This is a genomic window from Nitrosopumilus piranensis, assembly GCF_000875775.1.
Taxonomy (GTDB): Archaea; Thermoproteota; Nitrososphaeria; order Nitrososphaerales; family Nitrosopumilaceae; genus Nitrosopumilus; species Nitrosopumilus piranensis.
Window position 1 is genome coordinate 1078890 of record NZ_CP010868.1, and the last position, 21708, is coordinate 1100597.

Sequence of the window (21708 nt, forward strand, 5' to 3'; positions counted from 1 at the left end):
TTAGGTTGTAATTTTATCTAGTTGGTTAGATTCTTGAGCAGTCTTTACTTCTCTTGCTATTCTTTTACCCATACTCATGTTCTCATTGAATAATAATGAATAATATGGAGACCCATCCATGTAGATGTTAGTTCCTGCTACGATTCTTGCTGAAAACTCAAATGATGTGAATTTTGCATTTTCATCATATACTCCTTCAATACAAAACGGACCATTCATTCCAGGTGGGACAACTCTTTTTGCAGCTTCAACAAAATTTTCCCCCATTGTATACACATCATCTAAAAGTGATTCCCGTAAAACTAATGGACTATTTCCTATGACGTTAAAAGATGGCACTTTGTTATTTTTTAGTTGTTGTTCTGATGGAATTCTAGCTAGTCCTTCGATATCTGATTCATGTCTTTGATCAACTCCAAAAAATTCCAACTCTTCTTTTAATGGTGAATAGAAGAATTGTAAATAAGCTAAAACACCTGCTGCATATTCTTGAATGTATAGTGTTTCATCTTTTGAAATGATTCCTTCTGAAATCAGTTGATTTCTTTTTGTATTATAGTCGTCTTGATTTGCCACCATAAAGTAACCCTTTCCTCCTGCGGCACCTTGTCTTTTCACAATAGAGAGTTTTTCAATGTCTTTTGGATCTGTAACTGGTTTTGGAACTGGTAAATTTGCCTCTCTCATGAGTTTTTCTTTCATTTCTCTGTCTGATTCCCATCTTAGAATCCACTTGTTTCCAAAAATTGGTGTCTTGATTGATTCTATTTCCTCAGAACTCATTTGTGCAATTAATGTTCCATGTGGGATTAGCACCGCATCGTTTTGCTCTAGAACTGATTGACACTTTTCATCAATAACCTCTTTGAATTTATCAACTATGATCAATTCATCAATGAATGGAAATCTTTTGTAAAGCCTCTCTCGTTTTTTCTCACATACTAGAATTGTTTTTAACCCTTCATCTTTTGCGCCCTTGAGAACCTGAAGTGAGCAGTGAGAGCCTAATGTTGCAATCGAGGTCATTTTATGCCTATTCTAGTATTTTGTACTTTATGAACTATGTGCGGATGTAACATATTGGAATACTTCATCTATCAACTCTGCACTAAGTTCTGATTTTATATCTTCAGGAATTACTTTTAAAACAAAATCATACATGGTTGTATTTTTTGGAATCTCTTCTCTTTCTTGTAACAATGAAAATACTGCAATTCCATTTGAAATAACTGCAACAATCTTCTCTTTATCTGATAGAGTCATAACATTTGTAAAAATTACTGGTAATTTAATGTAAAACTAGTTTAGGTGATGGATTTTGATAGTTCAAATTTTGAATTTGAAGGGAATTCTCATTCTCATTGACTGATTGAATTTCTAGTTTCATGTCGTGTCCTTCTGCATCATCTACCTGCTGGGAGGCATGATATCCTACAAATCCTGCTACGACTATGATAAATGCTATTACAATGCCCATTAGTATGTCCATCTTGTTTTGTTGTGGAATTAGTGCTGGCTATAAGCATTATGAAAATTAATGTGTTCATTAGTTAAATTATATAAAAATTAATTACACCATCCAATTGAGTAATGTAAATTATGATTGAAACTGAATTAGGAACATTACGTAGATCACATTATTCTGATGAAATTAACTCCTCAATGGATGGTACACAAGTAACAGTAATGGGATGGGTTTTGACTATTCGAGGACATGGCAACATCAGTTTTGCCACGATCCGAGACAAAAATGGTGATGTTTCTGTAGTTGCAAAGAAAGGAGATTGTCCAGATGATATTAGAGAAAAGATATCTTCTCTAAAGGCACATTCCTCAATTGCAATAACTGGCAAAGTAAAATCTTCTGAGAAATCCCCGAGTGGATATGAAATTGTTCCAACAGAACTTCGAGTGTTTTCTGAGGTTGAAAAAATACCTCCTTTTGAGCCTATTGCAAAGACTGTCAAAAATATTGATACTAGACTTGAGGTAAGACCAATTGATCTTAGACGAAAGGTTTTGCAACATATCTTCAATACTAGAAGTTTAGTTTTAAAATCAATCCGAGAATATTTCAATACTCAGAATTTTGTTGAAATCAATACTCCAAAAATGATAGCAACAGCTACTGAGGGTGGCGCTGCATTGTTTCCAATATTTTACTATAACAAAGAGGCATTCTTAGCTCAGAGTCCGCAACTGTATAAAGAACAATTAACGATGAGCTTTGAAAAAGTATTTGAGATAGCACCAATCTTTAGAGCAGAGCCTTCTAGAACTAATCGCCATTTAGCTGAAGCAATATCTATTGATTTAGAAGAGGCATTTGTAGATTACAATGATGTCATGATTAGAATTGAAGAGATTGTTAAAATTTCAATCAAGGCTGTTAGTGAATATGCAAAAAACAATCCTGACACAGAATTTACTATTCCATCATTACCAGAATCCATTCCTCAATATTCATATGATGACTTGGTTGATAGAATGCAAAAGGCAGGAGCTAAAACTGAATGGGGTGATGACCTGTATCCATCAAACCTTAAAAAAATCGGGCTAGAAGGATTTTACTTTATCAAAGACTGGCCTTTGGCACCAAAACCATTCTATGTTAAGGATAGTAAGTCTAATCCAAAAATTTCCGAATCCTTTGATTTGATGTTTGGTGATTTAGAATTATCTTCTGGCAGTACAAGAATAGAAAAAAGAGATGAATTAGCTGAGAGAATGAAAAACAAAGGTATGAACACTGATGCATTTGAATATCATCTTGGTGCTTTTGATTATGGTGTCCCCCCACATGCTGGATGCGGTATTGGTCTTGAGAGGTTAATTATGGCACTCACTGGAACAGAAAACATTCGTGATGTTACATTTTATCCACGAGATGTCGATAGACTAACTCCATAGTTTTTGAATTAGTTTCTAATGTTAATCACTAGCATTATATCAAAGAAATTCAATCTCAAATTGAATTAAGAATGAAGCAGTTCTGTGTTGATTTTTGGGCACAATTTACTCGATCAGACTCAAAAACCTTAGAATATGTGGATAAAAATTAGCACTTTAGGTGAATTGTTGTGGTAAGTGAAGAAGAAATTGAAATTGTAACAAAGATGATGAAAATTGATGTACATGATCATAAGGAATTCATTGACAAAGTCCATACGATGATTGATTATTTTGGTATTCTAGATTCAGCAGGAGTTGAAGGTGAAGAGATTGTTATGGATGATATTTCTATTTCCTCTTTGAGAAAAGATGAACACATTCCATATCCTGATAAACTAATTGAAAAACTAAATCACTATAAAGGAACCTACGTTAGAGCCCCAAAGATGGTATAATTGAATCTGAAAATTTCTGCTTTAGAGTATGTGCAAGAAGTTAAAAATGGAAATATTTCTGCTGAAGATTTTACTGCAAAAACAGTTGAAAGAATCAACCAAATTGATGACAAAGTACATGCATTTTTGGATGTTAATTCAGATGCAGTAGAACGTGCAAGGCAGATAGATAAGAAAATAAAATCTGGTGAAAATGTTGGTGGATGTTTTGGAATGCCAATATCAATTAAAGATAATATTTGCATCAAAGATAGCAGAACTTCGTGTGCATCAAAAATGTTGCACGACTTTATTGCGCCCTATGATGCAACTGTAATTTCAAAACTTAAGGCACAAGATGCGGTATTTATTGGAAAAGCAAACATGGATGAATTTGCAATGGGGTTGACAACTGAATTTAGTGCATATGGACCTACGCACAACCCTTGGAATCTTGATTGTGTTCCTGGAGGTTCATCTGGCGGAAGTGGTGCATCTGTTGGCGCACTGGAATGTGTTGCGTCTCTTGGTTCTGATACTGGTGGGTCTGTACGAAACCCTGCAAGTTTTTGTGGCATTGTGGGATACAAGCCAACATACGGTTTGATTAGCAGGTTTGGACTTATCTCTTATGCTAACAGCATAGAACAAATCGGACCGATGACTAGAACTGTAAAAGATACAGCGTTTTTGCTTGATATTATTTCTGGACAAGATCCTAATGATGATACAACCATATCTAATTCAAATCAAAATTACTTATCTGGTATAGATGCTGGAATTGAAGGTAAAAAAATTGGCATAATTCAAGAGATGATTGGAGATGGAATTGATCCTGCAGTATTATCTGCTACAAAAAATGCTGTTTCAAAATTTGAAGGGTTGGGTGCTACTTGTGAGTATGTCTCACTTGATATGGTAAAATACTCTGTTGCCGCATACTATACAATTACTGCAACAGAGGCTGGAAGTAATTTGGCACGATATGACAACTTGCTATATGGTTATGATTTTCCAGTGGAAGGTTACGAGTTTAATTCCTATATTTCAAAGGCCAGAACAAAATTTGGACCAGAGGTAACTAGAAGAATGATTCTCGGAGGGTTTGTTCCGTCAGCAGGACATGCAGGAAAGTATTTCCTCAAAGCACTCAAAGTAAAACAAAAACTAACTAGAGAAATTACAGAGTTATTTAAAAAATATGATTATCTTATAGCTCCCACTGTTCCAATATTACCATTTAAGATTGGAGAAAAGATTGATGATCCTATTGCACTATTTTTAGTTGATATTAATACCGTAACTGCAAATCTTACTGGCATACCTGCAATCTCCGTACCCTTTGATGTCTCAGATGGTTTACCAATTGGAATGCAAATCATGGCAAATACCATGGAAGACAAATCACTATTGCAAGCAGCATTTGCACTTGAAAGTACTGTGAAATTACCTGAGGTTCCAATATGACTAAGATAGGGCTTGAAATTCATTGTCAATTAACAAATCTTGAGAGCAAGTTATTTTGTCCATGTAAGGCAAATTATCGTTCATATGAGATTAATACTAACATCTGTCCAATATGCATGGGTTTGCCAGGAAGTTTACCTCGTTTAAACCAAGAAGCAGTAAAAAAAGCAACAATGATTGCGATGGCTCTAAACTGTTCAACTCCTGAGAAAATTGCATTTTTTAGAAAAAATTACTTTTATCCAGACTTGCCCAAAAATTTCCAAATTACTCAATTAAACATCTATGGCGATACTAGTATTGGTGGTGCTGGTTCTGTCATGGTTGGAGATAAGAAAATCAGAATTACTCGAATCCAACTAGAAGAAGACCCTGGTAGATTGATTTACGAAGGAAGTTCATCTAAAAATCAGATAACATTAGTTGATTATAATCGAGCAGGCACACCCTTAGTGGAAATTGTAACAGAGCCTGACTTTGAGAATCCAAAACAAGTAAGAGAATTTCTTAATATTTTGTCTGATTTACTTGAGAATTTGGGAGTATCTGATCCTAGTTTGGAAGGTGCAATGAGGGCTGATGCCAATGTCTCAATTGAAGGCGAAAAAAAAGTTGAGATAAAAAATATCGGCTCATTTCATGATTTAGAAAAAGCGGTGCATTTTGAAATAACTAGACAAGAGAGCTTACATGCACGTGATATTGAGATTGTTCAAGAAACTCGTCATTGGGATGATAAACGTAAAATCACAATATCGTCTCGCTCAAAAGAAGAAGCACTTGACTATAGATATTTCTTAGAAGGAGATATTCCTTGGGTAAAAATTGATTCAGAAACTTTTGAGAAATTAAAATCTAACATGCCTGAAAGTATTAGTTCTAAAAAAGAACGATATGTTTCTAACCACCATATCCCTAATCAAGTCGCTGATGTTTTATCATCAGATAAATTCTATTCTGATTTATTTGAACAATCATATACAGAATCAAACGCAAAAGAGATTGCAAATATCATTACCACTGATTTGATGGGGTTAGTAGATACAAGAGAAAAACGTGAATCTTCAAAAATTACACCTAATCATCTTAGAGATTTAGCTGATTCAATACAATCTGGAAAAATTTCAAGAAATTCTGCAAAAAATGCATTGTATGAAATTGTAAAAACCGGAAAAGACTTGGCCCAAGTAATCTCTGATTTAGATTTGGGAAATGTTTCTGATGAATCAGAGTTAACAAAAACTATTGATGAAGTAATATCTGAAGAAGCAGGAGCAGTAGAGCAAGCAAAAACAAATCCTCAAACCATTAACTATCTTGTAGGAAAAGTTATGCAAAAAACAAAAGGCAAGGCAGATCCCAAAATGACATTGGAACTGTTAAAAAAGAAAATTGAATAACTATGCTTTCACTTGAGAATGTTGAATTTATCAAAATATTGGCAACTTCTGATGCAACAATCCTTCAGGCAGGCATGACTGAGGCAATTAGGAGGAGACTAGATGAAGAAATAGGCGTAATTTTAAGGGAATATTACCGTGAAAATACTCAATTTACTGGAACCACTTGGACTGATGAATTTCAAAAGGCAGGAATTACTGAAGACCAAGGAAAAGCTGCGATTGCATGTGCTAGACGACTAGGAATTGACATATCTTAATCTGAAATCTTTTTACACTCAATATCATTTTAACAATTGAATCTTGTCTAATTTTGAATTTGTTCCAACACAAAAACAAATTGAAGAATCAAATATTTTTCGTTTTATGCAGAAACATAATATCAACTCATTATCTGAATTATCTGAAAAAGCAAAAAACAATTTAGAATGGTTTTGGCAAGAAGTCGATAAAGATATTGGAGTTGTTTGGGATAGTATGTATTCACAAACATTAGATTCCTCCAAAGGAATAATGTGGTCCAAGTGGTTTGTAAATGGAAAGACAAACATCTGCAAGTCTACTGTTGAAAAATTTGCAAAAATATCCCCAGACAAAACTGCATATCATTTTATTTCAGAAGGTGGAAAAATATCAAAAATATCCTATTTAGAATTAGATCATAAAGTATCAAAACTTGCAAATGGTCTAAAATCTCTAGGTGTAAAGAGAGGTGACGTTGTTGCAATTTATCTTCCAATGATTGAAGAAGCAATATTGGCAATTTTAGCATCAGCAAAAATTGGTGCAGTTCAAACAGTAATTTTTTCTGGGTATAGCACAGAATCTCTACATGTTAGATTGCAAGATTGTAATGCAAAGATTCTTTTTGTTACTGATGGATTTACTAGAAAAGGAAAACCAATGTCTCAAAAAGAAATTGTTCAAAAAGCAACATCTCAAACAAAAATCGAAAAAATAATTGTTGTAAAATATGGTGATGTTGATGTCTATGAAAAGTCTGAAAATATTGTTTTTTATGATGAATTAGTTTCAGATCAAAATTCAAACTGTGATACAGAAATAATGGATTCTGAAGATCCTCTCTTTATCTTGTATACTTCTGGAACTACTGGTAAACCAAAGGGTGTTGTACATGTTCATGGAGGTTTTTCTGTTTTTGCAGGTCATCAGGCAGCATATTTGATAGATTTACAGCCTAGGGATGTGCTGTTTTGGCCTGCAGATATTGGTTGGATTACAGGTTTAGTGTGGAATGTTTATGGTTTGCTGATTATGGGGGGCAGTGCAGTAATTTATGATGGTGCGCTAGATTTCCCAAATTCTGACAGAGTCTGGAAAATTTTATCTGAATACGATGTTACAATATTTGGAATTTCCCCCACTGCAACAAGATTATTTAAAAAAAATAACGAGGAGCCTTTGAGAAACTACTCTCTTGATAAAATTAAAAACATTCCAACTACTGGTGAACCACTCGATGAAGATTCTTGGTGGTGGCTGTTTGAAAAAATTGGTCAAAAAAAAATACCGATAATGAATTTGTCTGGTGGCACTGAAATTGGTGGTGCAATGTTGTCTGTACTTCCTGGAATGAGTATTAAGCCATCTACCGTAGGAATACCTGTTCCTGGAATGAATCTTGACGTAGTTGATGATGATGGGAATTCTATTCAAAACCAAAATGGATATTTGGTGATAAGATCCCCTTGGCCTGGAATGACTAGAGGATTGTTAAATGATGATCAGAGATTCATTGAAACATACTGGTCTCGATTTGATAACATTTGGTTTCATGGCGATTATGTTTTTGCTGATAATGATAATCTTTGGTTCATGAGAGGAAGAACTGATGATGTAATCAATGTTTCAGGTCACAGAATGAGTACTGCTGAAATTGAACACACAGTAATTTCACATGAAAAAATTTCTGATGCTGCCTCTATTGCAATTCCTGATGATTTAACAGGTGAGGCAATTGTTGTTTTTATTGTATCTGACAAGAAAACTAACTCTGGTTTGGAATCTGAAATTTCAGATTATATTGGAAACAAGATAGGCAAAGTTGCCAAACCCAAATTTGTTTTCCAATTAAGTGATTTACCAAAAACTCGAACTGGTAAAATCATGAGAAGGCTCTTAAAATCAAAACTTTTGGGAATGGACATGGGTGATTTATCCTCTCTAGAAAACCCCAACATTTTAGAGGAAATTCCAAAAATCAGTTAATATTTACTCGCGCTCTAATACTTTGTATTTTTACAAAACATCAAATCTTTTTTAATTTTTTTTCTAGCATTTCAAATTCTTCTATTGTTATCTCTCCTTTAGCTAGTCTTACCTGAATTTTCTCTAAAGATTTGTTTCTGATAATTGGATTAAAAACAATCTAATTTTGTGGGCAAATTTGAAGAATGTCCTTATTGTAAAAGAGATGGTCTAAGCATACCTTTACGGTTTAAAAATGAAATTAAATTCTGCCTAATATAAGATGAAGCATAAATTTAGATAAAAAACTTCAAAACATGATATATTTGATTATTTCTTTTTTCTAATTTGTTGTGCAACCATGGGCAAGAATGCTCCTACATCTGAAACTATTCCAAGTGCTTGCCATGTTCCTCTATCCATAAGTTTTGTTACGGTTGGCTGGTTGATATCAACAACAATGACTTTGACATTTGCAGGTAGCATGTTTCCAGTTGCAATTGAATGAAGCATGGTTGAGATCATTATGACCATCTTTGCATCTTTTAGAACTTTTTTGTATTCTCTTTGGGCTTGTGCTACATCGGTAATTACATCAGGCAGTGGACCATCATCTCTAATTGAGCCTGCCAAAACAAATGGGACTTTATTTTTTACACATTCATACATGATCCCTTTGGTAAGTTTTTTTGATTTTACCATATTTGCAATAGATCCTGCCTTGAAAACAGAGTTAATTGCATCCATATGGTTTCTATGACCACGATATGCTAGAGTTGCATCATGAACATTCATTCCAAGTGATGTTCCCAAAGTAGCATACTCAATATCATGTACTGCCAAAGCATTACCTGCTAGTACTCCGTCAATATATCCTGCTCTGATTAGCTCAGATACTGCATCAGATGCACCTGTATGAACAATTGCTGGACCTCCTACTATGACGATTTTTCCCCCATTCTTTTTTGTATTGTATATGTCGTCTGCTACTTTTTTTGCAATATGCTGCGTTGGTCTTTCACTAGAACTTGAACTTCCCATAAATTCAAAGACGTTGGAGCCCTCTCGAGGTCTTTCAGGAGGATTAATCTTAACCCCATCTTCACCTACGATGATTTGATCACCTTTTTTGACATCCCTTACAGGAACACAAAATGCCTTGTTGTTTTTTACAACAATACACTTGTCCATCATCATATTTTCTACTTGAATCCATTTGCCTTTGTGAAAAACTTGGGTGTGATTATTGGTAGTACTGTAAAAATTATCGGGCATTACATAGTTTTTTGGAGATCTTTTTAATTTAATTTCCTTTTGGATTTTAGATACTGCTCCTTCTCTGTAAATTGTTTGCAGAATTTCATCAAGATGTTTTTGGTTTTTTCCTTTGACTAGCAATCTTGCATAGGACTGATCTTTTTTTCTTTTCCCAATACTGATTTCTTGTACTTGAAATTCACCTTGCAAATCCATAATTTTATCAAATATTTTGGTTAAAATTAACGAGTCAATCAAATGGCCACTGACTTCGATCTCTTGAGAAAATTTACTCATTTTATTATTCTTGACACAATCATAACTAAAGCTTTACGTTTTATTTGAGGCTAAAATTATACAGGAAGAATTACCTTTCCCTCAAATTTTGGAATATTATCTGACTGGAACATTTTTTCTAACTTTTCTTTTTGTTCTTGAGTAACTCCTTGAACAATAGTTTTAGATGCTCCGCTATTATCAACTAAAGCCAAGATGTAACCGCTGTTATCTGTTAAAACAAACCCTGCTGATTCATCTACAAATGCATAAAGATTTTCTTCACCTACAGGCTTCCAAACATTGGATTTTGTATCAGTTAACGCCAATGCTGGCATTGCTTTTCCATCAGTTAACTTATTGAGATATTCTCTTGCTTCTGCTACTCTTTTTTGGCCAAGCTTTAATGCCTGAAAATATTGCATATTTGGCAAAGTATCTAATTGTTATAAAAACAGTATTGCCACAAAAGATAGTTATAGAATATTATTCTAAACAAATCGATGCCCCTTACAAATAATGTAATAATCAAATTAAATGAAATTACGACTATGATTGAGGATAAATCAAAATTATCTGAATCCGAAGTTGACGAAATAAAATCAATATTCAAAGGGCTAGTTGAAAGTGGAGAGAGATATGATGTTGATGAGATTGAATTCTGGTTTGAAAATGAAGGTAGTTGGAAAAATAAAGAATCTCGGGTAAGAATTGCAAATCTTTCAAACTATGTTCAAGACAAATACCAACAAACTGCTCATCTAAGAATACTTTCTGATGATGATTGTAGTTGCGGTCATTAGGTTTCGAGTTGTTCTAACAGTCTACCTACAATCTTTGCATTTTCTTGTCGTTCTTTTAGAATCTCATCTAATCTTGATTGATCTTTTTTTTCTTTTGTAATTAACTCAAAATACTCTTCATCTAAATCACTGTTGGCTTGTAATCTTTTAATCACTTCAAATAATATTCCAATAATCTGTTTTTGTGCTTCGATTAATTCATCTTTTTCAGATTCTGACATTCAATTACTCTCTACAATCTTTGTAAATAATTCTTTTAATCTTGGATGGGTTATGCTTTTTTTTGCAGATTCAAAAAAAGTGTCCAGTTTTTCTTTAGAAAGTCCTTGAGATTGATACATTTTTGCTTGAAGTGCCATCTCCAACTTGTCAATTTGATGAACAATTTGACTTTCTGCAGTAGAATTTTCCTGATACTCTCTCCACATATCAAAATACTGTGAACTTGTTGCATCCGGCAAAGTTTGGATAATTTCGTCAAATGCAGAGTTTTCTAGTTTTTCTTTTTCTTTTTCGTTTATTTTTTCTGGAACAATATCTCCAATTTTAGATTCAGCCAAATCATGCAATAAAATCATTTTTAGAATTTTTTCCGAATTTAGATTCTCTAAATCAGATATTATCATTCCTATAATACTCATAGAAAACGTATGATCTGCAACAGATTCAGGGTTGTTGATTGATAATTTGTCTATCCATCCCTGCCGTGGTACGTTTTTCAGATTTACAGCAATTTTTAAAAAATCTTCTATCATTGTAAGTTAATACAAAGTATTCTCCTAAAGAGTTTTGAGATTTTCGAACAACATAATAGTTGAGTTGGATTATACCATCATATGAAAATATACACCAAAACAGGTGATGATGGAAATACTGGTATTCAAGGAAATTTGCGTATATCCAAATCTCATCCCAGAATTATTGCCTATGGGGCAGTAGATGAGACAAATGCTGCGTTAGGAATTGTTTTAGCAAATTCAGTAGATAAGGATATTTTTAATTGTCTTACAAAAATTCAAAATGATTTGTTTGTTGTAGGATCTGATCTGTCAAATCCCAATCTTAATGATGTAAAAAATAGAGTTACACTGGAAATGATTCAAGAATTAGAACATTATATTGATAAATTCGAATTAGAATTACCGCCTTTGACAAATTTCATTTTGCCAGGGGGGGCAATTCCGGCAGCTCAATTACAATTTACGAGAACAATTGTCCGAAGAGCTGAAACCTTAACAGTAGATCTTGCAGAAAAAGATGAAATTAACACTAATTGCTTAATTTACCTTAATCGATTATCTGATCTGTTTTTTGTTCTAGGTCGTCTAATCAATAAAAGACAGGGGAAAAAGGACATCCTCTGGAAACCATAGAGAATGAAATGCAATAACTCTTGCAACGGATTCTTTTTGGGATGCAGATGTGGTGAACATACATTTATGATAATAATTGATTATGATAATACTCTAAAAGACCATTATACAATCCCAAAAATAATGAATTATTAAAAAAAAATTAACCTTGAACCATCCCTTGAATCACAATTTTATTTTAACATTCCCCCCCATACATAATATCAAATGTTAATCAAATGAATACTGTAAACGGTATCTTGGTCGAAAAAATAACTGAAATGCCAATTTCAGAACATAATGTTTACACTAAATGAAGAAAAAACCAAAATGCAGTTTAGTCAACAAAATTATTAAAAACCAGTGACTTTTTTGTCAATATTTACAATATAATTTCTTTAATGTAAAAATTCTAGATAACAACAATGAAGTTTTCTCTAGATTTTTATAATTTCATATTCAAAATTAGTTCCCAAATTAGATTTATCGGCATATATCATCATGATCATTTAGATGGACAGATGAAATGGGGTTTAGAAAGTTATATGACAAAAGAAGAAACAAAAAAATCTCTCCAAAACGCACTGAGAAGATGGAACGAGCGTAAGGAATTATCTTCAAAATTAGGATCTCCAGTTTACACTATGACTGTCTATAAATTAGTAAAGAGAGCAACAATTGAATTATCTGATAAAACATTAATTTTAATCAGTACTGACATTGATGCAGATATAGAACAAATAGTTAAAAAATTACTAGGCAATAAAGAAAAAATTCTAGAAAAATTAGAGATACGATAATACGTTTGATTATGTTGGATTAAAAACTTGGATTAAACATAATGTATTTGGGATTAGAAAAATACTATTATGAAAATCTAGACGGATGGACACACTTTAATTCCTCAACCAGCAACATTTTTTGAGTGCCGGGGTAGCTCAGCCTGGGAGAGCACTCGGCTGAAGACCGGGCTGTCGCGCGTTCAAATCCCGCCCCCGGCATTGTAATATCACATTAGTGCCCTTACATGAAAAATAATGGATTATTCTAAATTTTCGTAATCTTGTATAGGGGTATGAAATCCAAATTATCGCGTCTGTTGAACGTGTGGTTGGCCAAAAGAATCTCTGAAATCATGATAGCGCAGACTAATGCTTCCCCCTCCAGAAGAAATTAATTCAGTACCTGATTTATTGCAGATTTTAGTTGGTACTTTGAAGGCGCCCTCAAATATTCCAGAACTTGGACTTGTTTCAACAAGCGTAAACCCTGTAGATGCCAATCCTCCATGTTCTATGCCATCAACGGTACATCTTTGATACCTCACATCTTTGATTCTAACTTCTAATAAGATTCCACCACTAGCGGACCCAACGGTATCAACAAATGGAGAATTAGGATTATTTACGACCAGGTAAATATCTTGCAGGTTACTGTTCAAGTTCAAGTCAGGATCAATCAGAGTAATTGTGACAGGTTGGCCAAAACGATAATTTTTAGGAGTAATAAAAAGAGTAGCTGGATTTTTTGGGCTGTCTTCATCAAGTAAATATTGAAGTGACTTTAAAAATTCAGAATTTGATAAACGGCCATCACTCCACCATTCAGAGTTTTTTCTAATCTCTGCAAGATCTTTTCGCATGTCTTTACCTTTCATGGATACGTCTTTTGGAAAATCAATTGTCTTTTGCTTTATCAGATATTTGATGCCTTCAATGAACTCAAAATCAGATATTTGGTTCAATGACCACCATTTCGCAGTACTACGAACCCATCCTGGAATAAGTTCTTGTGATTCAGAATTTGTTGTAAAAATATCAGTATTGACGCCAATATTTTGATTTGGGTTAGGTTTCTCATACGAATTAATTACAAAGCTAATCTCTGCGATTTCAGAATACCGTCCGAAATTAGATTTAATAGTATATACGCCAGTTTTTTTGAAATCAGCCGTATCAATAAATATTGAAAAATTTTTCTCTGGACTGACATCCGTTTTCAGCAGCGATACTATCTTTCCAGTAGGAGCATAAAGGATTATTTGGACGGATTCATTTTCATGGTATTTCTCAACCGCGCCCGTAATGTTTATCACCTCACCAATCACGTAAGATTCTTTGTCGGATTCAACAAGCAGGTATTCATATTCTGATTCTAGTTGATAGTTTCCATATGCACTAGCTTCGATAATTACTCCGAATGCAAGTAAAACAACAACTAATAGAACAAGCACCTTCACACTATCATATGGTTTTCATTTTAGATAAACTTGAGAACTTTCATAGTCTAACTACAGATTACAAATTATCAAAGTGTTAAAAGTCTGAAACAGACAATAAAATTATGAATACAGCACCAGTATGACACCATAGACAGATGTGTTCAGATTGCAAACAAGTAAAATGTATGAGTGGTTGTGATTGTCAGACATGTAACTCAGAACATGGTTTCCAATCAGATGAATCCTGGTTTCCTGCTGTAATTATTTTTTGAGCCATTTAGCAATGTTTGTTGCATCTTGTACTTTATCTCCAAAATCATCAAAATAGTCTCCCAAGAATACAATTTTGTGAGGATTTTCTTGAGATAATTTTTTGCTGTATTGTAATCATTATGAATATCGGGAATAATCAATGTTTTTTCTGATGTATCTTTGACCATGATTTTTATCGACATGATAGTCTGAAACCATTGTTTCCGTTCAAATCCCTATCAAGGAATTTACTGTGGCGTTGGGATACTCTGTAGGGGCACTGAACACGTTTTGCAAAAAATTCAATTTCTCAAAAAAATTTTTTAATTTTTTTGAAATGTTAGAGTACTCATGTGATTTCATAAATCCCGCCAGGCACTGTTTTAATATTAAAAAAAATATTAAGTATGGTGATCATGATTTTTTTAAAATATCATACATCTACTAAATTATAAAAACTCTTTCCAGAAGCGGATTTTTCAGAGACGCATTTAACTGGTCCCAAAGCATTTCCATTATTTACATCTGAACGTAATTTCTCATTACTGAATTTTTTAACAATTGCTACTCTTGTTGTATGGAATTTATTTACAAAATTACCTTCAACTTCAAAAGTTTCTTTAGTGGTAATCTTTACTCCTTTTGTGATTATGTCTCCTTGAGTATAATCTGAATCTTCAATGAATGTAATGGTAAACGCTTTATCGCCAATTTTTGCCAAGCTGACTGAATCGCCAATAGTTGCATAATCTGCTAACGTTGCTATCTTCTTTCACCTCCCAAAATTAATGATTAAGATACTTTTGATAAATTGATCTTAAAGTAAATTTTTGACTCAGATGGCTACTTTCATCTACCATTAACAAAAAGTTTGGTTGATCGGAAAATATTTGTACAAAATCCTCAAAAAACCAATTCTACAAAATATTTAAAAATAAGGCGACCTCTAGATTTTCGACATTCATGGCTGAAAAAAAATCTGTAAAGAAGACTAAATCAAAAAACCCTAAGGCAAAAACTACAAAATCTAAGGCTAAAGCAACCAAATCAAAGGCTAAGGCAAAAACTACAAAATCTAAGGCTAAAGCAACCAAATCAAAAACCAAAAAAGATGAACCTGTTGGAGATATGGGGATAGTTATAGTAGATGATGATATTGAAATTGATCAGGAAAAAGTCAATGAAGAAAGACGTGCATATTTAGAAGAAGCAAGGTCTCAGGAAGCATTTGACTAGGAATCTTTATCCGATTCAATAACATAGTACCTGTATGCGTGCATTATGTCTAATTACTGTAAAACCAGGAAAAGTAGACTCTGTTGTCCAAATTCTAAAAAAGAAAAGAAAGGTGGTCAAACAGATTATGGTAGTAACAGGTCGTGCAGACATTAGTGTTCTTTTACAAGGAGGAATCGAAGACATCAATAACATGGTAATAGATTTCAAGAAAATCAAAGATATTGTAACTACTGAAACTCTAATTGAGGTGGAGGTAAATCTGGGATGGTAAGGGCCATAATTTTAGTAAAATCTCCCAAAAAATTAATTGCGGCAAGATTACGTAAGATCAATTCAGTGTCTGATTCATTTCCTACTAGTGGTCAATTTGATGCAGTCGCTATTATTGATGTTAACCAATTAATACAAATTAAAGAAGTTGCCAACCAAATCCAAAAAATCAACGGAGTTGAACGAACTGAAACCATGGTCGAAGTTCAATGACAATTAATTTAAAGAACTTCGAGGTAGCATATCTGTGAATATTAAAAAAGTTGGAAATGTGATTTTGGCCGTAAAGGACCTAGACAAATCAGTTCAATTCTACAATGAAATTATTGGACTCCCAATAAAAAATCAGAGAAGAACATGGGTTGATTTGGGCACTTCAGGAGCTTTACTGAGTCTCCATCCAGCTTCCATAACAGAACAACATGGAAATGCTCTTGAAAGTGGAATCACAATCGGTTTTCTAGTTGGAGATGTAAAATCCGCAGTTGAAGAATTAAGAGAAAAAGGAGTCAAAATCCATCGTGAAATTGTTGAAAAAGATGCAGGAAAAAATGCTGTAATTTCAGATCCTGATGATTATTTGATTTCCTTGTTTGAGCCAAGTTTCTCAGATAAAGCTGAACAAACTGGCGGATACCACGGATTTACACCTGCTTAGACTATCTTCTTTATTGAAGAAATAATTTTTTCTAAGCCTTTTTCTTTTCTATTAATAGAAACATAAAAGGTAATGTCATTTTTTTGCAAAATGACAATTGTTACTTTTTGATGTTGTAAAATAACATGTTCTAATTTTCCAACAGTACTTGCAGTATTTTTTCGCAAAGACATCAAAGTTGAAAGAATAAAAAATTCATTTTTTACTTGTTCAGATTTTAATAGAGGTTTAAGATTTGGTTGTACCATTCCAGCTAGAGTTCTACCATATACATTGATTACACCTGCATATCTTATGCTCTTTGACACTTTTAGGATTCGTTGACATTGTTTTCGATATTTGACTACAGTATCTTTCCATTTATCTGCAGGAGTTTTGCCCATATTAAAAATTGGATTTGGAATTAATAAGGATTCTTACCATTTGCAACATATGAATTGCCACATTTTCAATTTTACTTTTTAGATTTTTTTTCTAATTTTTTCTTTAATTCGGTATTTTCTTTAAGCAATTTATCGTTTTCAGCTTTTAGTGTTTGCACCGAATTTTGTTTAGTGTATAATGGATGGCTTGGAGGGATGATTGGATGACCTGATAATAACCCTGCTGCATATTGTTGATACATATGTTGGAATCCTTGAAGCTTTTGACTAACTGTTTCTACATTTCTTGAAAATTGTTCTTTTACTGGATTTTCATGTATCTTAAACATTGGATGTGTCAATCCAGGTGGTAATCTAGGGAATTGTAATGCCATATGAGGAATATTTGGATTCAATCCATACAGGTCTTGAAGATGTTTATTCACTGAGTTTTCCATGAGATTGGTTTGAATTTGCTATATTTCTGCCTTGCTTTAGGCATTTGATATACCGTTTAGTAAAATCTGAGTCGTTTTTGCTCAATTCAAGCTGATCGCAGATCCTTATAGATTCCCAGTTTAGATCGCAGGTACGCATGGTCGAATCAAAAAAGACATGTCTTAGATGTAAAAAAGACATTGGAGAAAAGGAACTACATAAGATAGTAATCTACGTGGTTCAAGAAAAATTCACAGAACATCATTATGAACATGTAGAATGTCCTGACAATTTCACAGTATGAACAAAAATTTCAGACTATCCTTTGAATTCATAAACTTTGTAAATTTCCCCAGTTACTCTGGAACGATATTTCCATTCATCCTTTTTCCACACAACACTCACAAAGTCTCTTTGAAGATTTGGGTGTAATCTTTGATACACATCATTGCCAATCAAAATTTGATTAGGTTTTGCCATATTTTGAATTTTAGCAGCAATATTCATGGCAGGCCCCATTAAATCTACATGTGAATGCTCAGCATCAGCTCCATATCTTACCACCATGTTTTGTCCAAAATCCACTCCAATCTTTACCATCAAATCTGGATAATCATATTGATTAAGAATTGGGTTAATTCCTTTTTGAATAACTGAAATCATTGATTTTGCACAATTAACAGCACTATCTGATGCAAGCAATCCGTTACTTTGAGCATCAAAATATCCGATAACTGCATCACCTACAAATTTTAAGACATATCCTTCATGTTGTCTAATTACTGCTGCCATTTCTTGTGCAAAGGAGCTAATTATTATCGCAATTTTTTCTTCAGGCATTTCTAAAGTCATGGTAGTTGAACCAACAAGATCAACATAGATTACAACTAAATCCACTTTTGAAAATACATTTTTTCGTAAAAATTTATCAGATTCATTTGCAACTCCAGAATACTGATATCCTTTTTTTAATGCCCCCCAAACTCGTTTTTGGGTTTCTAAAATCATAGATTCTGAATCCAATGTTTTTTCAGATGCAGAACTAAGTAGCATATCTACTACCTCTTTCTTGTTATTAGAATCTGACTTTTTTTCGACATTATTTTCTTCCAATATTCATCACCTATTCTAGTGGGAATTCATGCCCACATTGAAGACATTTTCCTCTCTTTCCCTTATATCCTTCATGATAATACTCTACAATCTCTCCTTTGCAATCATGACACCTGAAATCGGAATCCCTCATGCCTAGAATCACCTTATTCTGTATTTAGAGATTGATGAAGGTTTAAGGAGAACAATAATTTGGTAATTCTTGTGCGTTTAGGAACAAGATCTCCAAATGAATTTATTCAACTTTTGAATCAAAAAAATGAATCAATCCAAAAATCATTTCTATCAAAAATTTCCGATATGACAAAAATGATCGATGTTAAAGTGATGTTAGGAGACTCTACCGTGTCTGAACAAAAAACATTTGATCCTAAACTAGTGATGGATTATTTTCAAAATATAAGTAAAAATCTAAAGGAATGGTCTATTCAAGATGTTACAATATCAAATAATGAAGACATTAGAAGGATTTTTATGAAATTTGAAATCATGGAAGGAAATTATTTAATTTCAGGACACATTTCAATACAATTTCATGTTTTGCTATATTACAAACCAGTTCAAAGAGTAATTGATTGTCAAAAAGAGTTAGCAGAGATAATTGATATGACAAAAAACAAAGAACAAGAGTTTTCAGATAATAGTGATCAATTTGTTTTAGATAAATTAAAAGAGATGGGGTACAAGGATTTTGATCATCAAAAATTATTTGAAGTGTTTTATGAAAATGATGAGTTTAGGGAAAAAATTTTCGCCGAAATTGAAAAACAATCAGGTGTTGATTTTCAAAAACTGTCTGAAAAAAAGACAAAATTATTTAATGAATTAGATTCTCTTTTAGTTGAAACATATCAAACAACTCCGACATTAATTGATGATTCAAAACTCGTTACAGGTGAAGAAGGATGTTTATGTACATTTGATTTAGAATTTGTAAAAAATAATACTAAAGAAGGGTTATTTGATCCGCGAAAAATGTCGAACTCTACAAAAGAAAACATCATAAAAAGATTAGATGAGTTTTCAGATATCATAAATTCATAAAGATCAAGGAACCAGAAAATGAGAAAATTTTCTCAAAGGGGAGTTTCTGATTCCTTGATATATTTTCAACGGGATTTCTAAAGTATTTAGGCATTCCTGGAAATTTACGTATAAAATTTGACTAAAAAAATAATTTTTGTATAGAAGAAGTCAAATACATCGTTTTCTTAGCAACATTTCCAATGGACCCAACATACGATGAGATAAAAAAAGCAAACTCTATGCGAGGAAATGAAATAAAAAAGACTCCTTTAATTCATTCTCCTACTTTTAGTGAACTTACAAATTCAGAGATTTTTCTAAAAGCAGAATTTCGGCAAAAAACTGGATCATTTAAAATTCGTGGAGCATACTATAAAATCAAATCATTGTCTGATGATGAAAAAAAACATGGAGTAGTAGCTGCATCTGCCGGAAATCATGCACAGGGTGTTGCACTCGCATCGGCATTAGAAAAAATTCCATGTACTATAGTTATGCCAAAAAATGCTTCTCCTGCAAAGGTTGCAGCAACAAAAGGATATGGCGCAAAAGTAATCTTAGAGGGAATTAACTATGATGAATCATCTGCCAAAGCAAAAGAGATAGCAAATGAAACAGGTGCAACTATGATACATGCATTTGACGATCCACAAATCATAGCAGCACAAGGAGTCATCGGATTAGAAATACTTGAAGAGTTACCAGATGTAGAAGAGGTTTATCTTCCAATAGGTGGTGGGGGTCTAGCAGCTGGGGTATTAATTGCCATTAAAGAAAAAAATCCTGATGTTAAAGTAGTAGGTGTTCAATCAAGATCATTTCCATCTATGTATGAATCAGTTAAACAAGGTTCAATAACTGCAACCGGAGGTGCAAGAACTATAGCAGATGGCATATCTGTAAAAATCCCGGGACAATTAACATTTAGTGTAATTAACCAATTGGTTGATGAGGTTGTTTTAGTAGATGATACTGAAATTACAAAAGCCATGTTCTTATTAATGGAACGAATGAAATTTGTGGTTGAACCAGCTGGCGCTGCAAGTCTGGCATATCTAATTTCTAAAAAACCGGCACAAGGAAAAAAAGTTGTTGCGATTTTAGCAGGAGGTAATGTAGACATGTATCTATTAGGCCAAATTGTTGATAAGGGACTAGCTGCTATGGGTAGATTATTAAAATTATCAGTTTTGTTGCCTGATAGACCAGGAGCATTCAAAGAAATTGTGGATGAAATCACCCTTGCCAATGCAAACATCGTTGAAGTCGTTCATGATAGATTAAGCTCAAATGTTAATGCTGGTTCTGCAGCAGTTACTATGAATCTAGAAACTCAAGGAAAAGAGCAAGCGGATGCCTTAATTGAGGCATTACGAAAGAAGGATGTTCAATTCACATTATTAACTTGAATCATTTGAATTTAGTTTTAGTAAATTTTGATAAGCCTTGTTTTTTCAATTGTTCAGATTCTTTAAGAACTGATTTGTGTTGATCAGATTTATGTTGTTTCAATTTATTTTTTAATTCAGGGAATTCATTTGCAAGAATTTTCATTGCATAAATTCCAGCATTTCCAGCTTTATTGACTCCCACAGAAACTACTGGTGACCCTGAAGGCATTTCCGTGATGGACAATAGTGAATCTAAACCCCCAAATGCGGAAAACTTTGCGGCATCTGTTTTCTTTGGGTGCTTGTCATTGTATACTAAAATAGGAACTCCAATCACAGGAATGATTGTATGAGATGCAATCATTCCAGGCAAATGTGCAGCTCCTCCCGCACCTGCAATTATTACTTTAAATCCCATCTTTTCAGCATGTTGTGCATATTCTGCCAATCTGGAAGGAGTTCTATGTGCCGAAATTATTTGATCTTCATGCTTAATTTTAAATTCATCAAAAATTTCAGCCGCACCTTTCATGATTCTGCTATCTGAACTAGATCCCATAATTATTCCAACTAATGGTTTTTTTGAATATGTCACAGTATTAGAAAAAACTAGAGAGTAATTAACAATAACTGTTACAAAAAGAATAGG

Annotated in this window: 30 protein-coding genes and 1 tRNA gene; 17 read left to right on the forward strand and 14 right to left on the reverse strand. The window is 33.3% G+C overall.

The features are described from left to right. Genes NPIRD3C_RS06405 through NPIRD3C_RS06415 form a run of 3 tightly spaced genes read right to left on the reverse strand, consistent with a single transcriptional unit; the run spans nt 1 to nt 1477 of the window. Nucleotides 1-1026 (reverse strand): formate--phosphoribosylaminoimidazolecarboxamide ligase, encoded by a 1026-nt coding sequence (locus NPIRD3C_RS06405; protein WP_148703358.1) that lies wholly within the window; start codon nt 1024-1026, stop codon nt 1-3. 27 nt (nt 1027-1053) lie between these two features. Further along, entirely contained in the window at nt 1054-1263 is a 210-nt protein-coding gene (locus tag NPIRD3C_RS06410; protein ID WP_148703359.1) for a hypothetical protein, read from the reverse strand. A gap of 25 nt (nt 1264-1288) precedes the next feature. Next, nucleotides 1289-1477 (reverse strand): hypothetical protein, encoded by a 189-nt coding sequence (locus NPIRD3C_RS06415; protein ID WP_192827879.1) that lies wholly within the window; start codon nt 1475-1477, stop codon nt 1289-1291. A 122-nt stretch (nt 1478-1599) separates the two neighbouring features. Here NPIRD3C_RS06415 and aspS point away from each other — a divergent pair, with 122 nt between their 5' ends. The 6 genes from aspS (at nt 1600) to NPIRD3C_RS06445 (ending at nt 8422) form a co-directional block, all read left to right on the forward strand. Next, nucleotides 1600-2910, forward strand: a complete 1311-nt coding sequence (gene aspS / locus NPIRD3C_RS06420) for an aspartate--tRNA(Asn) ligase (RefSeq protein ID WP_148703361.1) — start codon at nt 1600-1602, stop codon at nt 2908-2910. Between the two features lie 170 nt (nt 2911-3080). Then, nucleotides 3081-3347: a hypothetical protein gene (locus NPIRD3C_RS06425; RefSeq protein ID WP_148703362.1), complete on the forward strand. Its 267-nt coding sequence runs from the start codon at nt 3081-3083 to the stop codon at nt 3345-3347. Beyond that, nucleotides 3348-4793, forward strand: coding sequence for an Asp-tRNA(Asn)/Glu-tRNA(Gln) amidotransferase subunit GatA (gene gatA / locus NPIRD3C_RS06430; protein WP_148703363.1), 1446 nt, complete (start codon nt 3348-3350; stop codon nt 4791-4793). Continuing rightward, nucleotides 4790-6193, forward strand: coding sequence for an Asp-tRNA(Asn)/Glu-tRNA(Gln) amidotransferase subunit GatB (gene gatB, locus NPIRD3C_RS06435; RefSeq protein WP_148703364.1), 1404 nt, complete (start codon nt 4790-4792; stop codon nt 6191-6193). Before gatA ends, gatB begins: the two co-directional genes overlap by 4 nt. Continuing rightward, nucleotides 6190-6453, forward strand: a complete 264-nt coding sequence (locus NPIRD3C_RS06440) for a hypothetical protein (RefSeq protein WP_148703365.1) — start codon at nt 6190-6192, stop codon at nt 6451-6453. Before gatB ends, NPIRD3C_RS06440 begins: the two co-directional genes overlap by 4 nt. Nucleotides 6454-6496: 43 nt before the next feature. Beyond that, nucleotides 6497-8422, forward strand: coding sequence for an AMP-binding protein (locus NPIRD3C_RS06445; RefSeq protein ID WP_148703366.1), 1926 nt, complete (start codon nt 6497-6499; stop codon nt 8420-8422). A gap of 309 nt (nt 8423-8731) precedes the next feature. Here the strand turns inward: NPIRD3C_RS06445 and NPIRD3C_RS06450 are convergent, their stop codons facing one another. Together NPIRD3C_RS06450 and NPIRD3C_RS06455 are read right to left on the reverse strand one after the other, a co-directional pair. Then, entirely contained in the window at nt 8732-9955 is a 1224-nt protein-coding gene (locus NPIRD3C_RS06450) for an ornithine cyclodeaminase, nickel-pincer nucleotide-dependent (RefSeq protein WP_148703367.1), read from the reverse strand. A gap of 56 nt (nt 9956-10011) precedes the next feature. Then, nucleotides 10012-10359 carry a hypothetical protein gene (locus tag NPIRD3C_RS06455; RefSeq protein ID WP_148703368.1) on the reverse strand — a complete coding sequence of 116 codons (348 nt, stop codon included), beginning with the start codon at nt 10357-10359 and terminating at the stop codon, nt 10012-10014. A gap of 78 nt (nt 10360-10437) precedes the next feature. Between NPIRD3C_RS06455 and NPIRD3C_RS06460 the strand changes: the two genes are divergently transcribed. Beyond that, the gene (locus NPIRD3C_RS06460; protein WP_148703369.1) at nt 10438-10737 is read left to right on the forward strand and encodes a hypothetical protein; all 300 of its coding nucleotides are present in this window, start codon (nt 10438-10440) and stop codon (nt 10735-10737) included. On the opposite strand, the gene NPIRD3C_RS06465 is transcribed toward NPIRD3C_RS06460, so the two are convergent. Together NPIRD3C_RS06465 and NPIRD3C_RS06470 are read right to left on the reverse strand one after the other, a co-directional pair. Continuing rightward, a complete protein-coding gene (locus NPIRD3C_RS06465) occupies nt 10734-10958 on the reverse strand; it encodes a hydrolase (protein WP_148703370.1) in 225 nt (74 codons plus the stop codon). The genes NPIRD3C_RS06460 and NPIRD3C_RS06465 overlap by 4 nt on opposite strands. After that, nucleotides 10959-11492, reverse strand: a complete 534-nt coding sequence (locus NPIRD3C_RS06470; protein ID WP_148703371.1) for an HD domain-containing protein — start codon at nt 11490-11492, stop codon at nt 10959-10961. 81 nt (nt 11493-11573) lie between these two features. Here NPIRD3C_RS06470 and NPIRD3C_RS06475 point away from each other — a divergent pair, with 81 nt between their 5' ends. From NPIRD3C_RS06475 to NPIRD3C_RS06485, 3 genes are all read left to right on the forward strand, one after another. After that, a complete protein-coding gene (locus NPIRD3C_RS06475; protein ID WP_148703372.1) occupies nt 11574-12110 on the forward strand; it encodes a cob(I)yrinic acid a,c-diamide adenosyltransferase in 537 nt (178 codons plus the stop codon). Nucleotides 12111-12634: 524 nt separating this feature from the next. Beyond that, nucleotides 12635-12889, forward strand: a complete 255-nt coding sequence (locus tag NPIRD3C_RS06480) for a hypothetical protein (protein WP_148703373.1) — start codon at nt 12635-12637, stop codon at nt 12887-12889. 127 nt (nt 12890-13016) lie between these two features. Beyond that, nucleotides 13017-13090: transfer RNA gene (locus NPIRD3C_RS06485), tRNA-Phe, on the forward strand. An 86-nt stretch (nt 13091-13176) separates the two neighbouring features. On the opposite strand, the gene NPIRD3C_RS06490 is transcribed toward NPIRD3C_RS06485, so the two are convergent. The 3 genes from NPIRD3C_RS06490 to NPIRD3C_RS06500 form a co-directional block, all read right to left on the reverse strand. Next, nucleotides 13177-14328, reverse strand: coding sequence for a hypothetical protein (locus tag NPIRD3C_RS06490; RefSeq protein ID WP_148703374.1), 1152 nt, complete (start codon nt 14326-14328; stop codon nt 13177-13179). 215 nt (nt 14329-14543) lie between these two features. Next, nucleotides 14544-14765, reverse strand: coding sequence for a hypothetical protein (locus tag NPIRD3C_RS06495; RefSeq protein ID WP_148703375.1), 222 nt, complete (start codon nt 14763-14765; stop codon nt 14544-14546). A 230-nt stretch (nt 14766-14995) separates the two neighbouring features. Then, on the reverse strand, nt 14996-15283 hold the full coding sequence (locus tag NPIRD3C_RS06500; RefSeq protein ID WP_148703376.1) for a hypothetical protein: 288 nt from the start codon (nt 15281-15283) through the stop codon (nt 14996-14998). A gap of 242 nt (nt 15284-15525) precedes the next feature. Here NPIRD3C_RS06500 and NPIRD3C_RS06505 point away from each other — a divergent pair, with 242 nt between their 5' ends. Genes NPIRD3C_RS06505 through NPIRD3C_RS06520 form a run of 4 tightly spaced genes read left to right on the forward strand, consistent with a single transcriptional unit; the run spans nt 15526 to nt 16729 of the window. Further along, nucleotides 15526-15798 carry a hypothetical protein gene (locus tag NPIRD3C_RS06505; protein WP_148703377.1) on the forward strand — a complete coding sequence of 91 codons (273 nt, stop codon included), beginning with the start codon at nt 15526-15528 and terminating at the stop codon, nt 15796-15798. Between the two features lie 34 nt (nt 15799-15832). Continuing rightward, nucleotides 15833-16072: a hypothetical protein gene (locus tag NPIRD3C_RS06510; RefSeq protein ID WP_148703378.1), complete on the forward strand. Its 240-nt coding sequence runs from the start codon at nt 15833-15835 to the stop codon at nt 16070-16072. Then, the gene (locus NPIRD3C_RS06515; RefSeq protein WP_148703379.1) at nt 16066-16284 is read left to right on the forward strand and encodes an Lrp/AsnC ligand binding domain-containing protein; all 219 of its coding nucleotides are present in this window, start codon (nt 16066-16068) and stop codon (nt 16282-16284) included. The genes NPIRD3C_RS06510 and NPIRD3C_RS06515 overlap by 7 nt, the downstream gene beginning before the upstream one ends. A gap of 34 nt (nt 16285-16318) precedes the next feature. Beyond that, nucleotides 16319-16729 carry a VOC family protein gene (locus tag NPIRD3C_RS06520; RefSeq protein WP_148703380.1) on the forward strand — a complete coding sequence of 137 codons (411 nt, stop codon included), beginning with the start codon at nt 16319-16321 and terminating at the stop codon, nt 16727-16729. On the opposite strand, the gene NPIRD3C_RS06525 is transcribed toward NPIRD3C_RS06520, so the two are convergent. Together NPIRD3C_RS06525 and NPIRD3C_RS06530 are read right to left on the reverse strand one after the other, a co-directional pair. Next, nucleotides 16726-17112 (reverse strand): hypothetical protein, encoded by a 387-nt coding sequence (locus NPIRD3C_RS06525; protein WP_148703381.1) that lies wholly within the window; start codon nt 17110-17112, stop codon nt 16726-16728. The genes NPIRD3C_RS06520 and NPIRD3C_RS06525 overlap by 4 nt on opposite strands. A gap of 71 nt (nt 17113-17183) precedes the next feature. Further along, on the reverse strand, nt 17184-17549 hold the full coding sequence (locus NPIRD3C_RS06530; RefSeq protein WP_148703382.1) for a hypothetical protein: 366 nt from the start codon (nt 17547-17549) through the stop codon (nt 17184-17186). Between the two features lie 137 nt (nt 17550-17686). On the opposite strand from NPIRD3C_RS06530, the gene NPIRD3C_RS10645 reads away from it, so the two are divergent. After that, on the forward strand, nt 17687-17833 hold the full coding sequence (locus NPIRD3C_RS10645) for a hypothetical protein (RefSeq protein WP_182126981.1): 147 nt from the start codon (nt 17687-17689) through the stop codon (nt 17831-17833). A gap of 14 nt (nt 17834-17847) precedes the next feature. Here the strand turns inward: NPIRD3C_RS10645 and NPIRD3C_RS06535 are convergent, their stop codons facing one another. Continuing rightward, a complete protein-coding gene (locus NPIRD3C_RS06535) occupies nt 17848-18582 on the reverse strand; it encodes an adenylate/guanylate cyclase domain-containing protein (protein WP_237087754.1) in 735 nt (244 codons plus the stop codon). Between the two features lie 264 nt (nt 18583-18846). On the opposite strand from NPIRD3C_RS06535, the gene NPIRD3C_RS06540 reads away from it, so the two are divergent. Then, nucleotides 18847-19686 carry a hypothetical protein gene (locus NPIRD3C_RS06540; RefSeq protein ID WP_148704160.1) on the forward strand — a complete coding sequence of 280 codons (840 nt, stop codon included), beginning with the start codon at nt 18847-18849 and terminating at the stop codon, nt 19684-19686. 182 nt (nt 19687-19868) lie between these two features. Further along, a complete protein-coding gene (gene ilvA / locus NPIRD3C_RS06545) occupies nt 19869-21077 on the forward strand; it encodes a threonine ammonia-lyase (RefSeq protein WP_148703384.1) in 1209 nt (402 codons plus the stop codon). A 1-nt stretch (nt 21078) separates the two neighbouring features. Here the strand turns inward: ilvA and purE are convergent, their stop codons facing one another. Further along, nucleotides 21079-21654: a 5-(carboxyamino)imidazole ribonucleotide mutase gene (gene purE, locus NPIRD3C_RS06550; protein ID WP_148703385.1), complete on the reverse strand. Its 576-nt coding sequence runs from the start codon at nt 21652-21654 to the stop codon at nt 21079-21081. Between the last annotated feature and the right edge of the window lie 54 nt (nt 21655-21708).

Coding starts and splice junctions, on each gene's coding strand:
- aspS (WP_148703361.1), top strand. CDS start 1,600: ATGATTGAAACTGAATTAGGAACATTACGTAGATCACATTATTCTGAT.
- NPIRD3C_RS10645 (WP_182126981.1), top strand. CDS start 17,687: ATGGTCGAATCAAAAAAGACATGTCTTAGATGTAAAAAAGACATTGGA.
- NPIRD3C_RS06510 (WP_148703378.1), top strand. CDS start 15,833: ATGCGTGCATTATGTCTAATTACTGTAAAACCAGGAAAAGTAGACTCT.
- NPIRD3C_RS06525 (WP_148703381.1), bottom strand. CDS start 17,112: ATGGGCAAAACTCCTGCAGATAAATGGAAAGATACTGTAGTCAAATAT.
- NPIRD3C_RS06495 (WP_148703375.1), bottom strand. CDS start 14,765: ATGTCGATAAAAATCATGGTCAAAGATACATCAGAAAAAACATTGATT.
- NPIRD3C_RS06505 (WP_148703377.1), top strand. CDS start 15,526: ATGGCTGAAAAAAAATCTGTAAAGAAGACTAAATCAAAAAACCCTAAG.
- NPIRD3C_RS06480 (WP_148703373.1), top strand. CDS start 12,635: ATGACAAAAGAAGAAACAAAAAAATCTCTCCAAAACGCACTGAGAAGA.
- NPIRD3C_RS06415 (WP_192827879.1), bottom strand. CDS start 1,477: ATGGGCATTGTAATAGCATTTATCATAGTCGTAGCAGGATTTGTAGGA.
- NPIRD3C_RS06475 (WP_148703372.1), top strand. CDS start 11,574: ATGAAAATATACACCAAAACAGGTGATGATGGAAATACTGGTATTCAA.
- NPIRD3C_RS06530 (WP_148703382.1), bottom strand. CDS start 17,549: ATGGAAAACTCAGTGAATAAACATCTTCAAGACCTGTATGGATTGAAT.
- NPIRD3C_RS06535 (WP_237087754.1), bottom strand. CDS start 18,582: ATGCTACTTAGTTCTGCATCTGAAAAAACATTGGATTCAGAATCTATG.
- NPIRD3C_RS06465 (WP_148703370.1), bottom strand. CDS start 10,958: ATGTCAGAATCTGAAAAAGATGAATTAATCGAAGCACAAAAACAGATT.
- NPIRD3C_RS06460 (WP_148703369.1), top strand. CDS start 10,438: ATGCCCCTTACAAATAATGTAATAATCAAATTAAATGAAATTACGACT.
- ilvA (WP_148703384.1), top strand. CDS start 19,869: ATGGACCCAACATACGATGAGATAAAAAAAGCAAACTCTATGCGAGGA.
- NPIRD3C_RS06405 (WP_148703358.1), bottom strand. CDS start 1,026: ATGACCTCGATTGCAACATTAGGCTCTCACTGCTCACTTCAGGTTCTC.
- NPIRD3C_RS06515 (WP_148703379.1), top strand. CDS start 16,066: ATGGTAAGGGCCATAATTTTAGTAAAATCTCCCAAAAAATTAATTGCG.
- NPIRD3C_RS06455 (WP_148703368.1), bottom strand. CDS start 10,359: ATGCAATATTTTCAGGCATTAAAGCTTGGCCAAAAAAGAGTAGCAGAA.
- NPIRD3C_RS06470 (WP_148703371.1), bottom strand. CDS start 11,492: ATGATAGAAGATTTTTTAAAAATTGCTGTAAATCTGAAAAACGTACCA.
- gatB (WP_148703364.1), top strand. CDS start 4,790: ATGACTAAGATAGGGCTTGAAATTCATTGTCAATTAACAAATCTTGAG.
- NPIRD3C_RS06410 (WP_148703359.1), bottom strand. CDS start 1,263: ATGACTCTATCAGATAAAGAGAAGATTGTTGCAGTTATTTCAAATGGA.
- NPIRD3C_RS06450 (WP_148703367.1), bottom strand. CDS start 9,955: ATGAGTAAATTTTCTCAAGAGATCGAAGTCAGTGGCCATTTGATTGAC.